Source organism: Pseudomonas sp. 51_B (genome assembly GCF_017491595.1).
GTDB lineage: Bacteria > Pseudomonadota > Gammaproteobacteria > Pseudomonadales > Pseudomonadaceae > Aquipseudomonas > Aquipseudomonas promysalinigenes.
In genome coordinates this window covers 25614-41843 of sequence record NZ_JAFGYW010000024.1, presented here as the reverse complement: position 1 = coordinate 41843, position 16230 = coordinate 25614, and the positions used below count along the sequence as shown (strand labels likewise).

The window sequence follows — 16230 nt, the reverse complement described above, 5'->3', positions numbered from 1 at the left end:
TTTGTGTAATCAATGACTTGGATCATGCTCTGGCCCTGCGCCGCAGTACGCTGTACCAGGCTTGGCACGCCCTGGCGTGACACTTTGTGCCGTTTGCGACACGTTGTGGGCAGGCACGTTGCAAAGCCTGCGCGGGTGGAGGATGCTGGGGTGAGTCTCTATCTGCGGAGAACAACAACAAATGCAGAGCAATGCATTCAGCCTTCATGCCCAGCAGGTGCATACCGTTGCCCGTGGCGAAGCAGGCAGTGACCCCTCCATTGCGCGCTCATGGCTGCGTTGCCTGGAGGACTATCACCTCGACCCGTCGGTGATCGAGGCGCCGGTGGTGCTCGAACATGGCCGCCTGCTCGAGAGCCGCGAACGCATGCGTCAGGTACTGAGCATCGCCGGCAGCGAGATGAACAGCCTGCATCAGCAGCTCTCCGGCGCCGGCCACGCGGTGTTGTTGACCGATGCCCGCGGGGTGATCCTCAACTGTGTCACAGCGCCTGGCGAACGCCGCGATTTCGAACGCGCAGGGCTGTGGCTTGGCGCAGATTGGAGCGAGGCGCGCGAAGGCACCAACGGCATCGGCACCTGCCTGGTCGAGCGCCAGGCCTTGACCATTCACCAGAATGAACACTTTCGCGGCCGCCACACCGGGCTGACCTGTTCGGCGAGCCCGGTCTTCGACCCTCACGGCGAGTTGCTGGCGGTGCTCGATGTGTCTTCGGCGCGGCCGGATGTATCGCGCCAAAGCCAATTTCACACCATGGCGCTGGTCAACCTTTCGGCGAAGATGATCGAGAGCTGTTACTTCCTGCGCCATTTCGAGCAGCAGTGGTTGCTGCGTTTTCACCTGCAGGCCGAGTCGGTCGGCCAGTTCAGCGAAGGGCTGCTGGCATTGGACGGTGATGGTCGCATCTGCGCGGCCAATCAAAGTGCCTTGAATTTGCTGGGCAGCGTGCGCGGCGGTTTACTGGGCAAAGGGCTGGACAAGTTTTTCGCATGCAGCCACGACGAGCTGTTCAGCCGTGCCACACCCGGTGCCAGTACCGTCTGGCCGTTGCAGACCCGTGACGGGCGGCAGGTGTTCGCGAGCTTGCGCGGTCAACCCCGTGCGCCGCAGTGGACGGTGCCGGCCAGCCTGCCCGAGCCCAGGCCTGCCGCGCAGCCGGCTATCTGCCTGCTGGACCCGGCCTTGCAAAACGACTTTCAGCGCGCAGTACGGGTGTTCGAGCGCGATGTGCCGCTGCTGCTGCGCGGCGAAACCGGTTGCGGTAAGGAGGCTTTCGCCCAGGCGGTGCACCAGGCCAGTCAGCGTCGTAGCAAGCCGTTCGTGGCGGTTAACTGTGCGTCCATCCCTGAGAGCTTGATCGAGAGTGAGCTGTTCGGTTATCGCGGTGGCAGCTTCACTGGGGCGCGCAAGGAGGGTATGCGTGGCAAGTTGTTGCAGGCCGATGGCGGCACGTTGTTGCTGGACGAAATCGGCGACATGCCCCTTGCCTTGCAAACCCGCTTGTTACGGGTGCTGGAAGAACGCCAGGTGGTACCGATCGGCGGCGAGCCGCACGCTGTGGATGTGCGCATCATCAGCGCCACCCACCGTGATTTGCTGGAGCGGGTAGCGCAGGGCAGTTTTCGCGAAGACCTTTATTACCGGCTCAATGGGCTGGAATTAACCTTGCCTGCAGTGCGTGAGCGTACTGACAAGGAGGCGTTGCTGGATGTGCTGCTACGCCAGGAGGCGCACGGGCAGGTAGTGAACCTGGCAGCTGATGCGCGTCGGGCCCTGCTGGACTTCGCTTGGCCGGGGAATGTGCGGCAGTTGCGCAATGTACTGCGAACCTTGGTCGCGCTGTGTGACGGCAGCTGTGTCAGGTTTTCGGACCTGCCTGCCATCATTCGTGCCAATCAGGCCACTGAAAAAGCGGCCTTGACTTGCGAAACGCCACGGTCGGGCTATCGATCCGCAGGTAGTGGCACCGAGGTGCTGCAGGACGCTGAGCGTGAAGCCCTTATAGCTACCTTGGAGGCAAAGCACTGGCACCTGACCCGGGTCGCCGAGCACCTGGGCATCAGCCGCAACACCTTGTATCGAAAACTGCGCAAGCACGGTATCAACCGGGGCGCCTGAGCAAAACACCGGGTGCGAATTCTCGCGCCCTGGGCTACCCTGCCTCGATGTTTTGCGAGGTCGATCATGCATATTCACATTCTCGGTATTTGCGGCACTTTCATGGGTTCGCTGGCGGTGCTGGCCAAAGAGCTCGGCCACCGTGTCACCGGCTCTGACGCCAACGTCTATCCGCCCATGAGCACCCAGCTCCAGGCCCAGGGGATCGAGCTGACCCAGGGCTATGACCCCGCTCAGCTGGACCCGGCGCCAGATCTGGTGGTCATTGGCAACGCCATGTCCCGGGGCAACCCGGCAGTTGAGTATGTACTGAACAAGGGCTTGCCCTATGTGTCCGGCCCGCAGTGGCTGGCCGACCATGTGCTGCAGGGCCGCTGGGTGCTGGCTGTAGCGGGCACTCACGGCAAGACCACCACCAGCAGCATGCTGGCCTGGGTGTTGGAGCATGCCGGCATGAGCCCAGGCTTTTTGATCGGCGGTGTACCGCAAAACTTCTCGGTATCGGCGCGCCTGGGCGACACGCCATTTTTCGTGGTCGAAGCCGATGAATACGACAGTGCCTTCTTCGACAAGCGCTCGAAGTTCGTGCACTACCACCCGCGTACCGCAATCCTCAACAACCTTGAGTTCGATCACGCCGATATCTTCCCGGATCTTGCGTCCATCGAGCGACAGTTCCACCATCTGGTGCGTACCATTCCCAGCGAAGGTCTGGTCATTCACCCCACCACCGAGCAGGCCCTGGAGCGGGTGATCGGCATGGGCTGCTGGACGCCTGTGCAAACCACCGGGGAAGGGGGGCAATGGCAGGCTCGCCTGCTCAGTGCAGACGGTTCGCGTTTCGAGGTGCTGTTCGACGGTCAAGTCCAGGGTGTAGTGGACTGGGCGCTGACCGGCCAGCACAACGTCGCCAACGCCCTGGCCACGCTGGCCGCCGCTCGCCACGTAGGGGTCGCGCCAGCGCTGGGCATCGACGGGCTGAGTGCCTTCAAAAGCGTCAAGCGGCGCATGGAGATGGTTGCGCAAGTGCAGGGCGTGACCATCTACGACGATTTCGCCCATCACCCAACTGCCATTGCCACCACCCTCGACGGCCTGCGCAAGCGCGTTGGCGAGGCACCGGTTATCGCCATCATCGAGCCGCGCTCCAACTCCATGAAACTGGGCGCGCACCGTGACGGCCTGCCAGAGAGTGTCAACGATGCCGACCAGGTGATTTGGTACGCGCCGGCCAATCTGGGTTGGGACCTGGCCGGCACCGCAGCGCAGTGCAAGGTGCCAAGTGTGGTCGCCGACAGCCTCGAAGCGATCATCGAGCGGGTCAAGGGCCAGGCCCGCCCAGGCACCCATGTAGTAATCATGAGCAATGGCGGTTTCGGTGGTCTGCACGGCAAACTGGCCGAGGCGCTGAAGTGAGCGGGCCGGAACGCATCACCTTGGCCATGACCGGGGCCTCGGGGGCGCAGTATGGTCTGCGCCTGCTCGATTGCCTGGTGCGCGAAGACCGGGAGGTGCACTTTCTCATCTCCAAAGCCGCGCAACTGGTAATGGCCACCGAAACCGACGTTTTGCTGCCAGCCAAGCCACAGGCCATGCAGGCGTTTCTGACCGAGTACACGGGTGCTGCCGATGGGCAGATCCGCGTTTACGGCAAGGAGGACTGGATGGCGCCGGTGGCTTCGGGTTCGGGCGCGCCGGCAGCGATGGTGGTGGTGCCGTGCTCTACCGGCACGTTGTCGGCAATCGCCACCGGGGCCTGCAACAACCTGATCGAACGTGCCGCGGACGTTACGCTCAAGGAGCGTCGACAGTTGATCCTCGTGCCGCGCGAGGCGCCGTTCTCGACCATTCACTTGGAAAACATGCTCAAGTTGTCACAGATGGGCGCTGTTATTTTGCCGGCAGCGCCGGGTTTCTATCACCAGCCGCAGACCATCGATGACCTGGTCGACTTTGTGGTGGCGCGCATTCTCAACTTGCTGAGCATCCCGCAGGACATGCTGCCGCGCTGGGGTGAGCATCATTTCGGGGCTGATGATTGAGGCGCTTGGTAGTGGCGGCGTTGGCGATCGGTTTGCTTGGGGGCTGCGCCACGGTGCGCACGCTCAATGCCAACAAGCCTGGAGCTCCGTTGGTTTATGCCGGCACCCGGCTGGACCTGTATGTCATCAACGGCGGTTGCTGCCCCAAGGACCGCTTCGGGGCCGATGCTCCAGCTTATCCACAGCTCGATCTGCCCGGCAGCATGTTGCTGGACACACTGTTCCTGCCGCTGTCATTGCTGACAGCGGCAGGGGTGGGGGTTCAGGCTACAGGGGGGTTGTAGTCTATTGCTTGCCTAGCTTGCGCAGTTCGTCGGACTCCACAATCCGGATACCGTCTTCTTCTTCCAGCGCCAGGCGCCAGAGGGCTCGCGCCAACGTGCAGGCTTCGATGCCGCGATATTTACCTGGCATCAGCCTGGCGAAGGGTGACGCCAGTCGCTCGCCCAGCCGAGGTTGTATCCGTTCGCCCAACAACAGCGACGGCCGCGCGATGGTCAATTGGGGCCAGTCCTGCGCTTTGAGCGCTTCTTCCATTTCGCCCTTGACCCTGTTGTAGAACACAGAGGATTTAGGGTCGGCTCCAAGCGCACTGACCACCAGCAGATGCCGCGCGCCCATCTCACGGGCGCGCTTGCTGAACGCCACCACCATGTCCAGGTCCACCGCGCGAAATGCCTGTTCTGAGCCTGCCTGCTTCAGGGTGGTGCCCAGGCAGCAATAAGCAATATCGACACGGCCGCCCAGTTGTGGAAGGAAAACCGCTGGGTCACCTACTGGGTTTTCAAGGTGCGGGTGCTCGGCCAACGGCCGGCGGGTCGGGGCCAAAACGCGGCTGATGGTGGGCTCGTTGAGCAGGCGGTCGAGCAGATGCTCACCGGTGAGGCCGGTGGCTCCGGCAAGCAGGACATGCTGAGGCGTCAAATACATGATGTCTCTCCCTTGTTACACACAAGCTTAGCGCCTGGCAGGTTTTTTTCCTGTGGCGGCGCTTTGGCCTGTGCTGCATTACGCAACGCTTCCTCGGCCTGGTGCTGACGAAGTTGCTGCCAGTGCGCCAGTACTGCGGGCGGTGCCCATATCTGAGGTTCGGAGGCTTCGAAACCTTCTCGTCTTTCCCGTTCGGCAACACTGGTGCGCGCGAGTTCGAACGCTTGTTTGAGGTCGTCGGTCTGGTTCAGCGCCTGGGCGAACAAGGCATCGCCGAAGTAGGTGAAATCAGCCTCTTCCGAGCAGCCGAACGAAACCCGATCAGCACGAGCGGCGGTCATGATCAGGGTGCGCTCATCCTTCAACGGGGTGATATAGCCACCTGAATAGCAGGCGGAGATGACGATTATCTTGTCGCGGTCTTTAAGCGGAGCTAGGGCACTGGCCAATTCGTCAGCGGACAGGTCAGCCAGTTGCAGACGCGGCTGGTCGAGCACCAGCTGGTGGTCCTGGCTGCCGTGGCTGGTCAGGTAGATGAAGATCAGGTCTTGCGGGCTGCTGCGCTCGGCCAAGGTACGGGCAGCACGGGTCAGGTTCTCACGGGTCGCCATGGGGCGAGTAGCCATCTGGTCGCGATGATTGACCAGGGTGATCTGCCCGCGAGCACCGAAACGCACTTTGAGCAGGTTGCTGACATAGTCGGCTTCGCGCAGGAACACGCTTTGCTGGCCATCGCCAGCCAGCACCAGGCTGTACAACTGCACTGGGGGTGCCGAGCGCGGCACCTGGGCCATCGCTTCATTCAGTAGGCGGCCCTGGTTGAGCAGGGCCAAGTCCAGCGGGTCGGGCAGCAGGTTGCCGTTTTGATCACGTACACGCACGCCATTGACCCAGAAGCCGCTCTGGACCTGGCCATTGGGCAGGGTCAGCTTGCCATGGCCCTGGTAGGCGTCGCTGTCGAAACCCCCGACATACTGGCTGCCGTCGGGCATCTGCAGGCTGCCTTGGCCAGACAGGCGCCAGTCGACGAAGCTGCCTTTGTAGTGGCTGCCGTCGCTGCCGAGTAATTCGCCTTCGCCGACCAGGGATCCATCCTTGAAGTCACCAATCCATACGTCGCCGTCAGCGTTCTCGTAGCGGCCTCGACCTTCGAGGCGGTTGTCCTTGAATTCACCGATGTACTGCTCGCCTTCGACACTGTCGTAGGTGCCACTGCCTTGCAATTGGCCATCGACGAAGCGGCCGCTGAACCGGTTGCCGCTGGCATCGCTGCGCACGCCCGCGCCATTGGGCTTGCCTCGGGCGAACAGGCCTTGGTAGCGGCTGCCGTCGGCCAGTTCCAACTCGCCTGCGCCATCGTACTGGTCGTCCTTGAACTGGCCGCGGTAGCTCTGATCCACCTGTTTGAGAGTACCTTCACCGTCACGCCGACCGTGGCTGAAGGTACCCGCATAATGGCTGCCGGGGGTGGTGAGTTCACCCAAGCCGTGGAACAGCCCTTTGTCGAACTGGCCCCGGTAGACCTCACCATTGCTGCCGTGCCACTCGCCCTGGCCATGCCACTGGCCATCCTTGAAATTGCCCGCGTACCAACTGCCGTTGGGGTAGTCGATTCGCCCAGCCCCCTGGAGCAAGCCATCGATCACCTGGCCCCGATACCGCCCGCCATCGGGCAGGCGGGCGTCAGGCGGGGTCAACGACTCTCCATCGCCACAGGCAGTGAGCATCAAGGTCAGGGCGATGGGGAGCAAGGGACGCATGGCGTAATCCGGGCAAAAGATCTGCCGAGTATGCCGCAGATTTTGGGGCGCAGGTATCGGTGACTGGCCTTGGGTCAGACGAAACAGAGCGAGAGCGGTTCAGCGATGTAGGCGGGCTTGTCATCGCCTTCGATCTCCAGGGTAGCGGTGGCTTTGAGCAGCCATTGCCCTGGTTTTTTTTCGGTCACTTGCCCCAGGTCGACCTTCAGCCGCACCTTACTGTTGACCTTAACTGGCTGGATGAACCGCACGCTGTCGAGCCCGTAGTTGACCACCATCTTCAGCCCCTCAGGAAGCACCAAGATGTCTTCCATCAACTTGGGGATCAGCGACAACGTCAGGAAACCGTGGGCAATAGTTGTGCCGAACGGGGTGTTTGCGGCCTTCTGCGGATCGACATGGATGAACTGGAAATCACCAGTGGCCTCAGCGAAAAGATTGATGCGCTGCTGGTCGATGATCAACCAGTCGGAGCGTCCCAGCTCTTTTCCAACGTACTTTGCAAGTTCGGTTACCGGTACATAGGGCATCGCGACTCTCCAGGTTGTCATTTGGTACGCGCGTACAAGATGAGCACGGCGAATCGTTTCAGTCAAGGAACCCCAATTTGGCGAATGTCGGCTTACAGGCAGTGCGTGCTTATAATGGCCGGCATGCTTGAAGGAGATGGTTATGCTGTTGCGTGGTTTGACCTGGCTGGTGTTTTTTCAATTGCTGGGTACTGCACTCAATCATTTGTGCGTGCCGATTCTGCCTGGCCCGATCATCGGCCTGTTGCTGCTGCTGGTATTTCTCATGGCCCGCGGCGAGGTCGGCAAGCCCCTCAACGAAGCTGCCGGTAGCCTGCTGCGCTATTTGCCGCTGCTGCTGGTGCCGCCGGCGGTGGGGGTGATGGTGTATGCCAAGGACATCGCCGCAGACTTTTGGGCGATCGCCGGTGCGCTGTTGATTTCCTGCCTTGCGACGTTGGCGTTCGTCGGCCTGCTGATGCAGAAACTCATCAATCGCCAGCATGGCAGGCATAAGGAGCAGTCATGATGCTCGACTGGCAGGGCGCGGTTAACGCCGTCATCCACCATCCCTTGTTCGGTATCGGTATCACCCTGGGCGCCTATCAGATCGTGCTGGCGGCGTTCGAGAAAACCCGTTGGATCTTTCTGCAGCCGGTGCTGGTTTCAATGTTGCTGGTGATTGGCGTGCTGTTGAGCTGCGGCATCAGCTACGCCGAGTACCGCAAGAGCACCGAGATCATGAATATCCTGCTCGGGCCTGCGACAGTAGCTTTGGCGGTGCCGCTGTACCTGAACCTGAAACGCATCCGGCAGCTGTTCTGGCCGACATTTACTACGCTGGTAATCGGAGGCCTGTTCGCCACGCTCTGTTGCCTGCTGCTGGGCTGGTGGTTCGGTGCCGAGCACATGATCCTGATGACCATGGCACCCAAGTCGGTCACTTCGCCGATCGCCATGTTGGTGGCCGAACAAATTGGTGGTGTGGCGGCGCTGGCAGCTGTGTTCGTGTTGATCACCGGTGTAATCGGGGCGATCTTCGGCCCGGCGCTACTGACCCGATTGGGCGTGCACAGCCCGGAGGCGCGCGGCATGTCGCTGGGCGTGACGGCCCATGCCGTAGGCACCTCGGTGGCCTTGCAGGAAAGTGATGAGTGCGGCGCCTTTGCCGCGTTGGCGATGAGCCTGATGGGGGTGGCCACGGCGGTGTTCCTGCCGTTGGCAGTCAGCCTGGTGGCTTGAGGAGTTGTGATGACGCTACCGCTGTTTCCGCTCAATACCGTGTTGTTTCCAGGTTGCCTGCTGGACCTGCAGATCTTCGAGGCGCGCTATCTGGACATGATCGGCCGCTGCATGAAGCAAGGTACCGGCTTTGGCGTGGTCTGCATCGTCGAAGGCGAGCAGGTCGGTAAAGCCCCACCGGTGGTGGCTTCGATTGGCTGCGAGGCATTGATCCGCGATTTCGTCCAGCAGGAAAACGGCCTGCTTGGCATCCGTGTGGAAGGTGTGCGGCGTTTCGAACTGAGCCAGACCGAGGTGCAGAAAGACCAGTTGCTGGTCGGCGAGGTGAACTGGCTGACAGAGCACCCAGACAGTCCGCTCACTGAGCATGACGATGACTTGCTGGCGCTGTTGGTGGCGCTGGGTGAGCACCCGATGGTCGAGTCGCTGGACATGCCGCGGGACGTCGATGGTCGCCAAGCCTTGGCCAACCAGCTGGCGTACTTGCTGCCGTTCGTTGAAGAAGACAAGCTCGACCTGTTGGCGATCGGCTCGCCTGGGCAGCGACTGGAAGAAATCCAGAAGCTGCTTGAGCGGATCCAGGGTGAACTGTTCGCCTGAATGGGTGCGGTGCGCTGCACTGGCCTCAATATTGGTAACGGAGTAAGGCGTGAGGCAGCGAATGCATGGCGAAAAACGCCAGCAACGCGATGCACGCCGGCAGCACTAACCACCACACCCGCAAAGGCATTGCCGTCAGTGGTTGGCGGTTTTGCACCAGCGTCAGGCTCAACGCACACACGCAGCAAGCCAGCAAAGCCCCTGCCAGGATGTCGGTTGGCCAATGCACCCCCAGGTAGACCCGCGACAAGGCAATCGCCAGTGCCGGGATGCAGCCCATCATTACCCAGGTCAGGCGCAGACGCGCAGGCATGCCGCGCCCTGCCAGCACCGCCAGGGTCAGGAAGAATGCGAACGACGCCGAACTGTGGCCGCTGGGCATGCTGTAAGTGGTCAGCGGCTCGCTCAGCACTTCTGGCCTGGCCCGGGCGAACAACCATTTCAGCGAGCCATTGGCCAATGCCGTGCCGATCAGCGTGCCCCCTGCGAAAAGGGCATGGCGCCACTGCCGCGCCAGTAACAGCAGACCCGTCAGCAGGCCGCCCAGGAAGAATTGAGTCTTGAAGTCGCCCAGGCGGGTCACGATGACCACCGCGCCGTCGATGGCCTTGCTGCGATGCTCTTGCACCAGGGTCATTACACCTTGGTCAAATTCGTGCAGATAAGGCCAGCCAAGGAAAACCCCGGTCAGCGCAATGAAACTAAGCCCCGCGATCAGCCGAGTACCGTGGCGCTGATCGCGCATGCTGCTGTTGAGGCTCAGCCCGATCAAGGCCGCCAAGGTCCCCGCGATGATACCGGCATCCAGCCAGAAGCCTTCTGGCAGTGGCAGGCGCATGGCCGCGCCGGTCGCCCAGCCTGGCAGCAGGTAAGCGACCGACCAGCCAGCGCCGGCCACCAGGCTGACCGCGATGAAGCGCGGCAGCGGCATGTCGAACATCCCGGCGACCATCGGCAGCATTGGCCGCAGCGGGCCGATGAAGCGGCCTACCAGTAGGCTTGCGATGCCATAGCGCTGAAAGTAGCTCTCGGCACTGCCGATCCACTCTGGGTGATGGCGCAGCACCGGTAGGCGGCGGATGTTCTGATGAAAGCACTTGCCGATGGTGTAAGACAGCGCATCACCCAGCAGGCCGCCGAGGAACCCCAATAGTAAGGTTTCCCCCAGGCTGAGTGCGCCACTGCCTGCCAGCACGGCCACCGCGAACAGCAGCACCGTGCCCGGCACGATGATGCCGGCGATGGCCAGGCATTCCACGCACGCCACCAGAAAGATCGCCAGACCGAGCCACTGAGGGTTGGCGCTGAGCCAGCCAGTGATGCTGTCGAGCCATTGGCCCATGTTTCAGCTTCCTTGTTCGAGGATGAAAAAGTCTTGCCCTTCGAGCTGGCCCCGGCGCAGCGGGTTCCGCGTGCAGAAGCGGGCGAAAGCGGCGTCGATGAAGCGATACGGCAGGTGCTCGTCGCGCCCCTGGGGGATGCCCAGGCGCGGCGCCTGGATGATCTGCGGCACTGGGAGCGCGCAGTCTTCGACGTAAAGGCGTTGAGGGTCAAAGCGTTGTCCGTCCCAGTGCGGGACTTTCAGGCCCAAGGCCTTGCACAGCAGGGTCTGCCCGTTGCAAAGGCGCTCGGCTGGGCGCAGGTTGCCGCTGGCATCGGGGTTGTTCAGTTGCATCTGCGCCAGGCTGTCGGCGCCTGAGATGGCATCGACCCAGGGGTAGGCAGATTTGATCAGTACCGCGTTGCCTGGGCCGTGGGCGCTGAAGTTGAGCGAGTCGCCGCCGCGGGCGTAATACATGTAGATGTGCCCGCCATCGAGGAATAGCGCCTTGCGCTTTTCGGTGTAACCCAGCGACGCGTGGCTGCCTTTGTCGGTCAGGTAATAAGCTTCGGTTTCGATGATGCGTGCAGCCAGCCACAGGTTGCCGTGGCGATGACGGATGACTTTGCCCAGCAACGCCTTGGCCAAGGTCTGGGCGTCGCGGTCGAAGAAACTGTCCGGTAAGGCGCGGGCAGGGCAGGGGGCTGGTGCTGACATGCTGGCGAGTCGTGACTATGAAGGCTGTGATGATAGCAATGATTGGCTTAATCGAGGCTGAACCGAGACGGTTCGAGACGTGCAGTTACATCTTTCCTATGGAAACTTACACGCCATTTTCTACCATCCGCCACCCGCCGCTGGGCGTATACCTGCGCGGCAGTTATAATCAGCCGATTTCCCCTTCGCCAAGACACCGAACCGATGACTGAGTCCGTTCTTGACTACATGACCCGCCTGGGTCGCGCCGCCCGCCAGGCCTCTCGCGTTATCGCACGTGCCAGCACCGCGCAGAAGAACCGCGCTTTGCAAGCTGCCGCCGATGCGTTGGACGCCGCGCGCGCCGAGCTCGCTGAAGCCAACGAACGGGACCTGGCCGCAGGCCGTGCCAATGGCCTGGAGCCTGCGCTGCTGGACCGTCTTGCGCTGACTTCGGCTCGGATCGACGGCATGATCACCGGCCTGCGCCAGGTGGCCAGCTTGCCAGACCCGGTGGGTGCCATCCGCGATATGAGCTACCGCCCGTCGGGCATCCAGGTTGGCAAGATGCGTGTACCGCTGGGGGTGATCGGGATCATCTACGAGTCGCGCCCCAACGTCACAATCGATGCAGCCAGTCTGTGCCTGAAGTCCGGCAATGCCACCATCCTGCGTGGCGGCTCCGAGGCCATCCACTCCAACCGCGCCATCGCAGTGTGTATCCAGCGTGGCTTGGCTGCTGCAGGCCTGCCTGCTGCCGTGGTGCAAGTGGTCGAGACTACCGACCGCGAGGCGGTTGGCGCGCTGATCAGCATGCCCGAGTTCGTCGATGTGATCGTGCCGCGTGGTGGCAGGGGCCTGATCGAGCGCATCAGCCGCGATGCTCGCGTGCCGGTCATCAAACACCTGGACGGCATCTGCCACGTCTATGTGGCTGAGCACGCCGAGCTGGACAAGGCGTGGCGCGTGGCATTCAACGCCAAGACCTACCGCTACGGCATCTGTGGTGCGATGGAGACCCTGCTGGTCGACCAGCGCGTGGCCGAAGCCTTCCTGCCGGAAATGGCTCGCCGCTTCCAGGACAAAGGTGTCGAGTTGCGTGGCTGCAAGCTGACCTGCGCATTGATCGACGCCAAGCCAGCCAGCGAAGACGACTGGCACACCGAATACCTCGACGCGATCCTCTCGATCCGTGTCGTCGAGGGTTTGGACCAGGCCATCGAACATATCAACCACTACGGCTCTCACCACACCGATTCGATCATCACCGAGCACCAGGGCCAGGCCCGTCAGTTCATGGCTGAGGTCGACTCGGCATCGGTGATGCTCAACACGCCGACCTGCTTTGCCGATGGCTTCGAATATGGCCTGGGCGCAGAAATCGGCATTTCCACCGACAAGCTGCACGCCCGCGGCCCTGTCGGCCTGGAAGGCTTGACCTGCGAGAAGTATGTGGTGATCGGCGACGGCCAATTGCGCGGCCAGGAGTCCTGCTGAGTTGAGCAAGGCCCAGGCAGTCCGGCGCATCGGCATTCTTGGCGGTACTTTCGACCCCGTGCACATCGGCCACCTGCGCAGCGCGCTGGAAGTGGCCGAGTTCATGGCGCTCGATGAGCTGCGCCTGTTGCCCAACGCCCGCCCGCCGCACCGTGATACCCCCCAGGTAGCGGCACAAGACCGCCTGGCCATGGTTCGCGAAGCGGTGCAGGGCGTCAGCTGCCTGAGTGTCGATGCTCGTGAACTTGAACGCGACAAGCCGTCGTACACCATCGACACGCTGGAGTCGGTGCGCCTGGAGCTCGGTCCCGACGACCAACTGTTTTTGCTGTTGGGCTGGGATGCCTTCTGCGGCCTGCCCACCTGGCACCGCTGGGACGAATTGCTGCAACACTGTCATATCCTGGTGCTGCAACGCCCGGATGCCGACGTTGAACCCCCTGACGAGTTGCGCAACCTGCTGGCTGCGCGCTCGGAGAGCGATCCCACCGCCATGTCCGGCCCGGCGGGGAATATTTCGTTCATCTGGCAGACGCCGCTCGCGGTGTCCGCTACACAGATCCGACAGCTGCTGGCCAGCGGCAAATCGGTGAGGTTCCTGGTGCCGGACGCCGTACTGGCCTACATCGAGGCGCACGAACTGTATCGTGCCCCTAACTGACGGTGCCCGAGGGCGCCTCATCCAAACGAGTTGAAGAGTTTTTTATGAGCAAGCAGAAAATCAATGGCGAAGAACTGGTCAAGCTGACCATCAGCGCCCTGGAAGACGTCAAGGCCCAGGACATCCAGGTCATCGACGTGCGCGAAAAGCACAGCCTGACCGATTACATGATCATTGCCACCGGTACCTCCAACCGCCAGATCAACGCGATGCTGGAAAAGGTCCGTGAGTCGGTCAAAAAACAGGGCGCGCAGCCTCTGGGTGAAGAAGGCAAGGGCGACAGTGATTGGGTACTGCTGGACCTGAACGACGTCATCGTTCACATGATGACCGCTGCAGCTCGCCAGTTCTATGATCTGGAGCGCCTGTGGATGGGTGCCGAGCAAAGCCGTGCCGCCGATGCCAAGCACCACAGCCCGGAAAACGCGAGCGACTATTTCACCGACAAGCTCAAAGACCGGGAATAAGGAAGCGTCGTGCGTCTTCGCCTGATCGCGGTCGGCTCGCGCATGCCCAAATGGGTCGAGGAAGGCTGGCATGAATATGCCAAGCGCCTGCCCCAGGAGCTGTCGTTGGAGCTGGTGGAAATCCCGCTCAATACCCGTGGCAAGAATGCCGATGTCGCCCGCCTGATCCGTCAGGAGGGCGAGGCCATGCTGAGCAAGGTTCAGCCAGGGGAACGCATCGTAACCCTCGAGGTCCATGGCAAGCCCTGGAGTACCGAGCAGTTGGCGAGCGAGCTGGACCGCTGGCGCCTGGACTCACGCACGGTGAATTTGATGGTGGGCGGCCCGGAGGGGCTGGCGCCTGAGGTCTGTGCACGCGCCGAGCAGCGCTGGTCGCTATCGCCGCTGACCCTACCGCACCCGTTGGTAAGGATACTGATCGGCGAGCAGATCTACCGCGCCTGGACAGTCTTGTCCGGGCACCCTTACCACAAATGAGCCTGTAAGCAGTCCGATGTCGCAGCCGATCCGTCTCAAGGACCACGAGAAAGACGCCCGCCTGGTGCGTAACCGCGTCGTGGTCGGCGCGGTGGCGGTGATGCTGCTCATCTGCGTGCTGATTGCGCGGTTGTATTACCTGCAGATCATCCAGTACGACTATCACTCCACGCTGTCGGAAAACAATCGGGTGCATGTGCAGCCCATTCCGCCTACCCGTGGGCTGATCTTCGACCGCAATGGTGTGATCATCGCTGACAACCGGCCAAGTTTCAGCCTGTCGATGACGCGCGAACGTGCAGGCAACTGGCAGGAAGTGCTGGACACCATCGTCCAGGTGCTGGAGCTGACCCCAGATGACCGAGCGCTGTTCGAGAAGCGCATGAAGCAGGGGCGTCGGCCATTCGAGCCTGTGCCTATCCTGTTCGAGCTCAACGAAGAGCAGATCGCTCGGGTGGCGGTCAACCAGTTTCGCCTCCCAGGGGTAGAAGTGGTCGCCCAACTGGTGCGTCATTATCCTCAGGGTGCGCATTTCGCCCATTCGGTGGGTTACGTCGGGCGGATCAACGAAAAAGAGCTCAAATCGCTCGACCCTGTGAATTACAGCGGCACCCACCATATCGGCAAGACCGGCATCGAGCGCTTCTACGAGCCAGAGTTGCACGGCCAGGTGGGTTACGAGGAAGTCGAAACCAATGCCCGCGGCCGTGTGCTGCGCGTGCTCAAGCGTACCGACCCTAAGCCTGGCAAGGACATCGTGCTGAGCCTGGACATCAAGCTGCAGGAAGCCGCCGAGGCCGCCCTGGGTGGTCGGCGTGGCGCCGTGGTGGCGCTCGACCCGCGCACCGGCGAAGTACTGGCCATGGTCAGCCAGCCCAGCTTCGACCCCAACCTGTTCGTCACGGGCATCAGTTTCAAAGCCTACGCCGAGCTGCGCGACTCGATCGACCGGCCGCTGTTCAACCGTGTGTTGCGCGGGCTTTACCCCCCAGGCTCGACCATCAAGCCTGCGGTGGCCATCGCCGGGCTCGACAGTGGCGTGGTCAACGCCAGCAGCCGGGTATTCGACCCTGGTTATTACCAGCTGCCCAACTACGATCACAAATACCGTAACTGGAACCGTACCGGTGACGGCTGGGTAGACCTGGATACCGCAATCATGCGCTCCAACGACACCTACTTCTATGACCTTGCCCACAAGATGGGTATCGACCGGCTCTCCAGCTACATGAACAAATTCGGCATCGGCCAGAAGGTTGCCCTGGATATGTTCGAGGAGTCGCCGGGCCTGATGCCATCGCGTGAGTGGAAGCGGGCAACGCGCCGTCAGGCCTGGTTCCCTGGTGAAACCTTGATCCTCGGGATCGGCCAGGGCTACATGCAGGCAACCCCACTGCAACTGGCCCAAGCCACCGCGTTGATCGCCAACAAAGGCGTGTGGAACCGCCCACACCTGGCCAAGACCATCGAAGGCCAGGCGCCGCTGGACCCCAACCCTATGCAGGACATCGTCCTGCGTGACAAGTCCGACTGGGCCAAGGTCACCCACGGTATGGAACAGGTCATGCACAACGCCCGCGGTACTGCGCGCAAGGCTGCGGTCGGCGCCCAGTACCGCATTGCCGGCAAAAGCGGCACCGCCCAGGTGGTGGCGATCAAGCAGGGCGAGAAGTATGACCGTAACAAACTCCAGGAACGCCACCGCGACCACGCGCTGTTCGTGGCCTTCGCCCCGGCTGATGATCCGAAGATCGTGGTCTCGGTGATGGTTGAGAACGGCGAGTCGGGCTCTGGCGTTGCCGCCCCTGTGGTGCGGCAGATCATGGATGCCTGGCTGCTCGATGAAAGCGGCCGGCTCAAGAGCGAATTCGCGCCTGCCACCGTCGCCCAGGAAACGGCCCAGTGAAGA

General features: G+C 62.1%; 17 protein-coding genes. 12 read left to right on the top strand and 5 right to left on the bottom strand.

Annotation, left to right across the window (positions count from 1 at the left end; translation table 11 throughout):
• Positions 1-181: 181 nt before the first annotated feature.
• The 4 genes from J5M56_RS20150 (at position 182) to J5M56_RS20135 (ending at position 4445) form a co-directional block, all read left to right on the top strand.
• Positions 182-2119, top strand: coding sequence for a sigma-54-dependent Fis family transcriptional regulator (locus tag J5M56_RS20150; RefSeq protein ID WP_207937616.1), 1938 nt, complete (start codon positions 182-184; stop codon positions 2117-2119).
• Positions 2120-2185: 66 nt separating this feature from the next.
• Complete coding sequence (mpl, locus tag J5M56_RS20145; RefSeq protein ID WP_207937615.1) at positions 2186-3535, top strand: UDP-N-acetylmuramate:L-alanyl-gamma-D-glutamyl-meso-diaminopimelate ligase; 1350 nt, start codon at positions 2186-2188, stop codon at positions 3533-3535.
• Complete coding sequence (ubiX, locus tag J5M56_RS20140) at positions 3532-4161, top strand: flavin prenyltransferase UbiX (RefSeq protein WP_060479228.1); 630 nt, start codon at positions 3532-3534, stop codon at positions 4159-4161. The genes mpl and ubiX overlap by 4 nt, the downstream gene beginning before the upstream one ends.
• Positions 4158-4445 (top strand): YceK/YidQ family lipoprotein, encoded by a 288-nt coding sequence (locus tag J5M56_RS20135; RefSeq protein WP_207937614.1) that lies wholly within the window; start codon positions 4158-4160, stop codon positions 4443-4445. Before ubiX ends, J5M56_RS20135 begins: the two co-directional genes overlap by 4 nt.
• A 1-nt stretch (position 4446) precedes the next feature.
• Here the strand turns inward: J5M56_RS20135 and J5M56_RS20130 are convergent, their stop codons facing one another.
• From J5M56_RS20130 to J5M56_RS20120, 3 genes are all read right to left on the bottom strand, one after another.
• Entirely contained in the window at positions 4447-5091 is a 645-nt protein-coding gene (locus tag J5M56_RS20130; RefSeq protein ID WP_186478757.1) for an oxidoreductase, read from the bottom strand.
• Positions 5082-6851: a C13 family peptidase gene (locus tag J5M56_RS20125; protein WP_207937613.1), complete on the bottom strand. Its 1770-nt coding sequence runs from the start codon at positions 6849-6851 to the stop codon at positions 5082-5084. Before J5M56_RS20125 ends, J5M56_RS20130 begins: the two co-directional genes overlap by 10 nt.
• Positions 6852-6925: 74 nt before the next feature.
• Positions 6926-7381, bottom strand: a complete 456-nt coding sequence (locus tag J5M56_RS20120) for a MaoC family dehydratase (RefSeq protein WP_207937612.1) — start codon at positions 7379-7381, stop codon at positions 6926-6928.
• A 142-nt stretch (positions 7382-7523) separates the two neighbouring features.
• Between J5M56_RS20120 and J5M56_RS20115 the strand changes: the two genes are divergently transcribed.
• Genes J5M56_RS20115 through J5M56_RS20105 form a run of 3 tightly spaced genes read left to right on the top strand, consistent with a single transcriptional unit; the run spans position 7524 to position 9202 of the window.
• A complete protein-coding gene (locus tag J5M56_RS20115) occupies positions 7524-7889 on the top strand; it encodes a CidA/LrgA family protein (RefSeq protein ID WP_186478759.1) in 366 nt (121 codons plus the stop codon).
• Positions 7886-8602: an LrgB family protein gene (locus J5M56_RS20110; RefSeq protein WP_207937611.1), complete on the top strand. Its 717-nt coding sequence runs from the start codon at positions 7886-7888 to the stop codon at positions 8600-8602. Before J5M56_RS20115 ends, J5M56_RS20110 begins: the two co-directional genes overlap by 4 nt.
• 9 nt (positions 8603-8611) lie before the next feature.
• Entirely contained in the window at positions 8612-9202 is a 591-nt protein-coding gene (locus J5M56_RS20105; protein WP_060479221.1) for an LON peptidase substrate-binding domain-containing protein, read from the top strand.
• 25 nt (positions 9203-9227) lie between these two features.
• On the opposite strand, the gene J5M56_RS20100 is transcribed toward J5M56_RS20105, so the two are convergent.
• Entirely contained in the window at positions 9228-10544 is a 1317-nt protein-coding gene (locus J5M56_RS20100; RefSeq protein ID WP_186478762.1) for a bifunctional DedA family/phosphatase PAP2 family protein, read from the bottom strand.
• A gap of 3 nt (positions 10545-10547) precedes the next feature.
• Positions 10548-11240: a DNA-3-methyladenine glycosylase gene (locus J5M56_RS20095; protein ID WP_207937610.1), complete on the bottom strand. Its 693-nt coding sequence runs from the start codon at positions 11238-11240 to the stop codon at positions 10548-10550.
• A gap of 204 nt (positions 11241-11444) precedes the next feature.
• On the opposite strand from J5M56_RS20095, the gene J5M56_RS20090 reads away from it, so the two are divergent.
• The 5 genes from J5M56_RS20090 to mrdA are packed head-to-tail and all read left to right on the top strand — an operon-like array spanning position 11445 to position 16227.
• Positions 11445-12716, top strand: a complete 1272-nt coding sequence (locus J5M56_RS20090) for a glutamate-5-semialdehyde dehydrogenase (RefSeq protein WP_186478763.1) — start codon at positions 11445-11447, stop codon at positions 12714-12716.
• Between the two features lies 1 nt (position 12717).
• On the top strand, positions 12718-13377 hold the full coding sequence (gene nadD, locus J5M56_RS20085) for a nicotinate-nucleotide adenylyltransferase (protein WP_060479217.1): 660 nt from the start codon (positions 12718-12720) through the stop codon (positions 13375-13377).
• A gap of 44 nt (positions 13378-13421) precedes the next feature.
• Positions 13422-13844 (top strand): ribosome silencing factor, encoded by a 423-nt coding sequence (rsfS, locus tag J5M56_RS20080; protein ID WP_060479216.1) that lies wholly within the window; start codon positions 13422-13424, stop codon positions 13842-13844.
• Between the two features lie 9 nt (positions 13845-13853).
• Positions 13854-14321 (top strand): 23S rRNA (pseudouridine(1915)-N(3))-methyltransferase RlmH, encoded by a 468-nt coding sequence (gene rlmH, locus J5M56_RS20075; protein WP_060479215.1) that lies wholly within the window; start codon positions 13854-13856, stop codon positions 14319-14321.
• Between the two features lie 16 nt (positions 14322-14337).
• Positions 14338-16227, top strand: a complete 1890-nt coding sequence (gene mrdA / locus J5M56_RS20070) for a penicillin-binding protein 2 (protein ID WP_186478764.1) — start codon at positions 14338-14340, stop codon at positions 16225-16227.
• Positions 16228-16230: the final 3 nt, after the last annotated feature.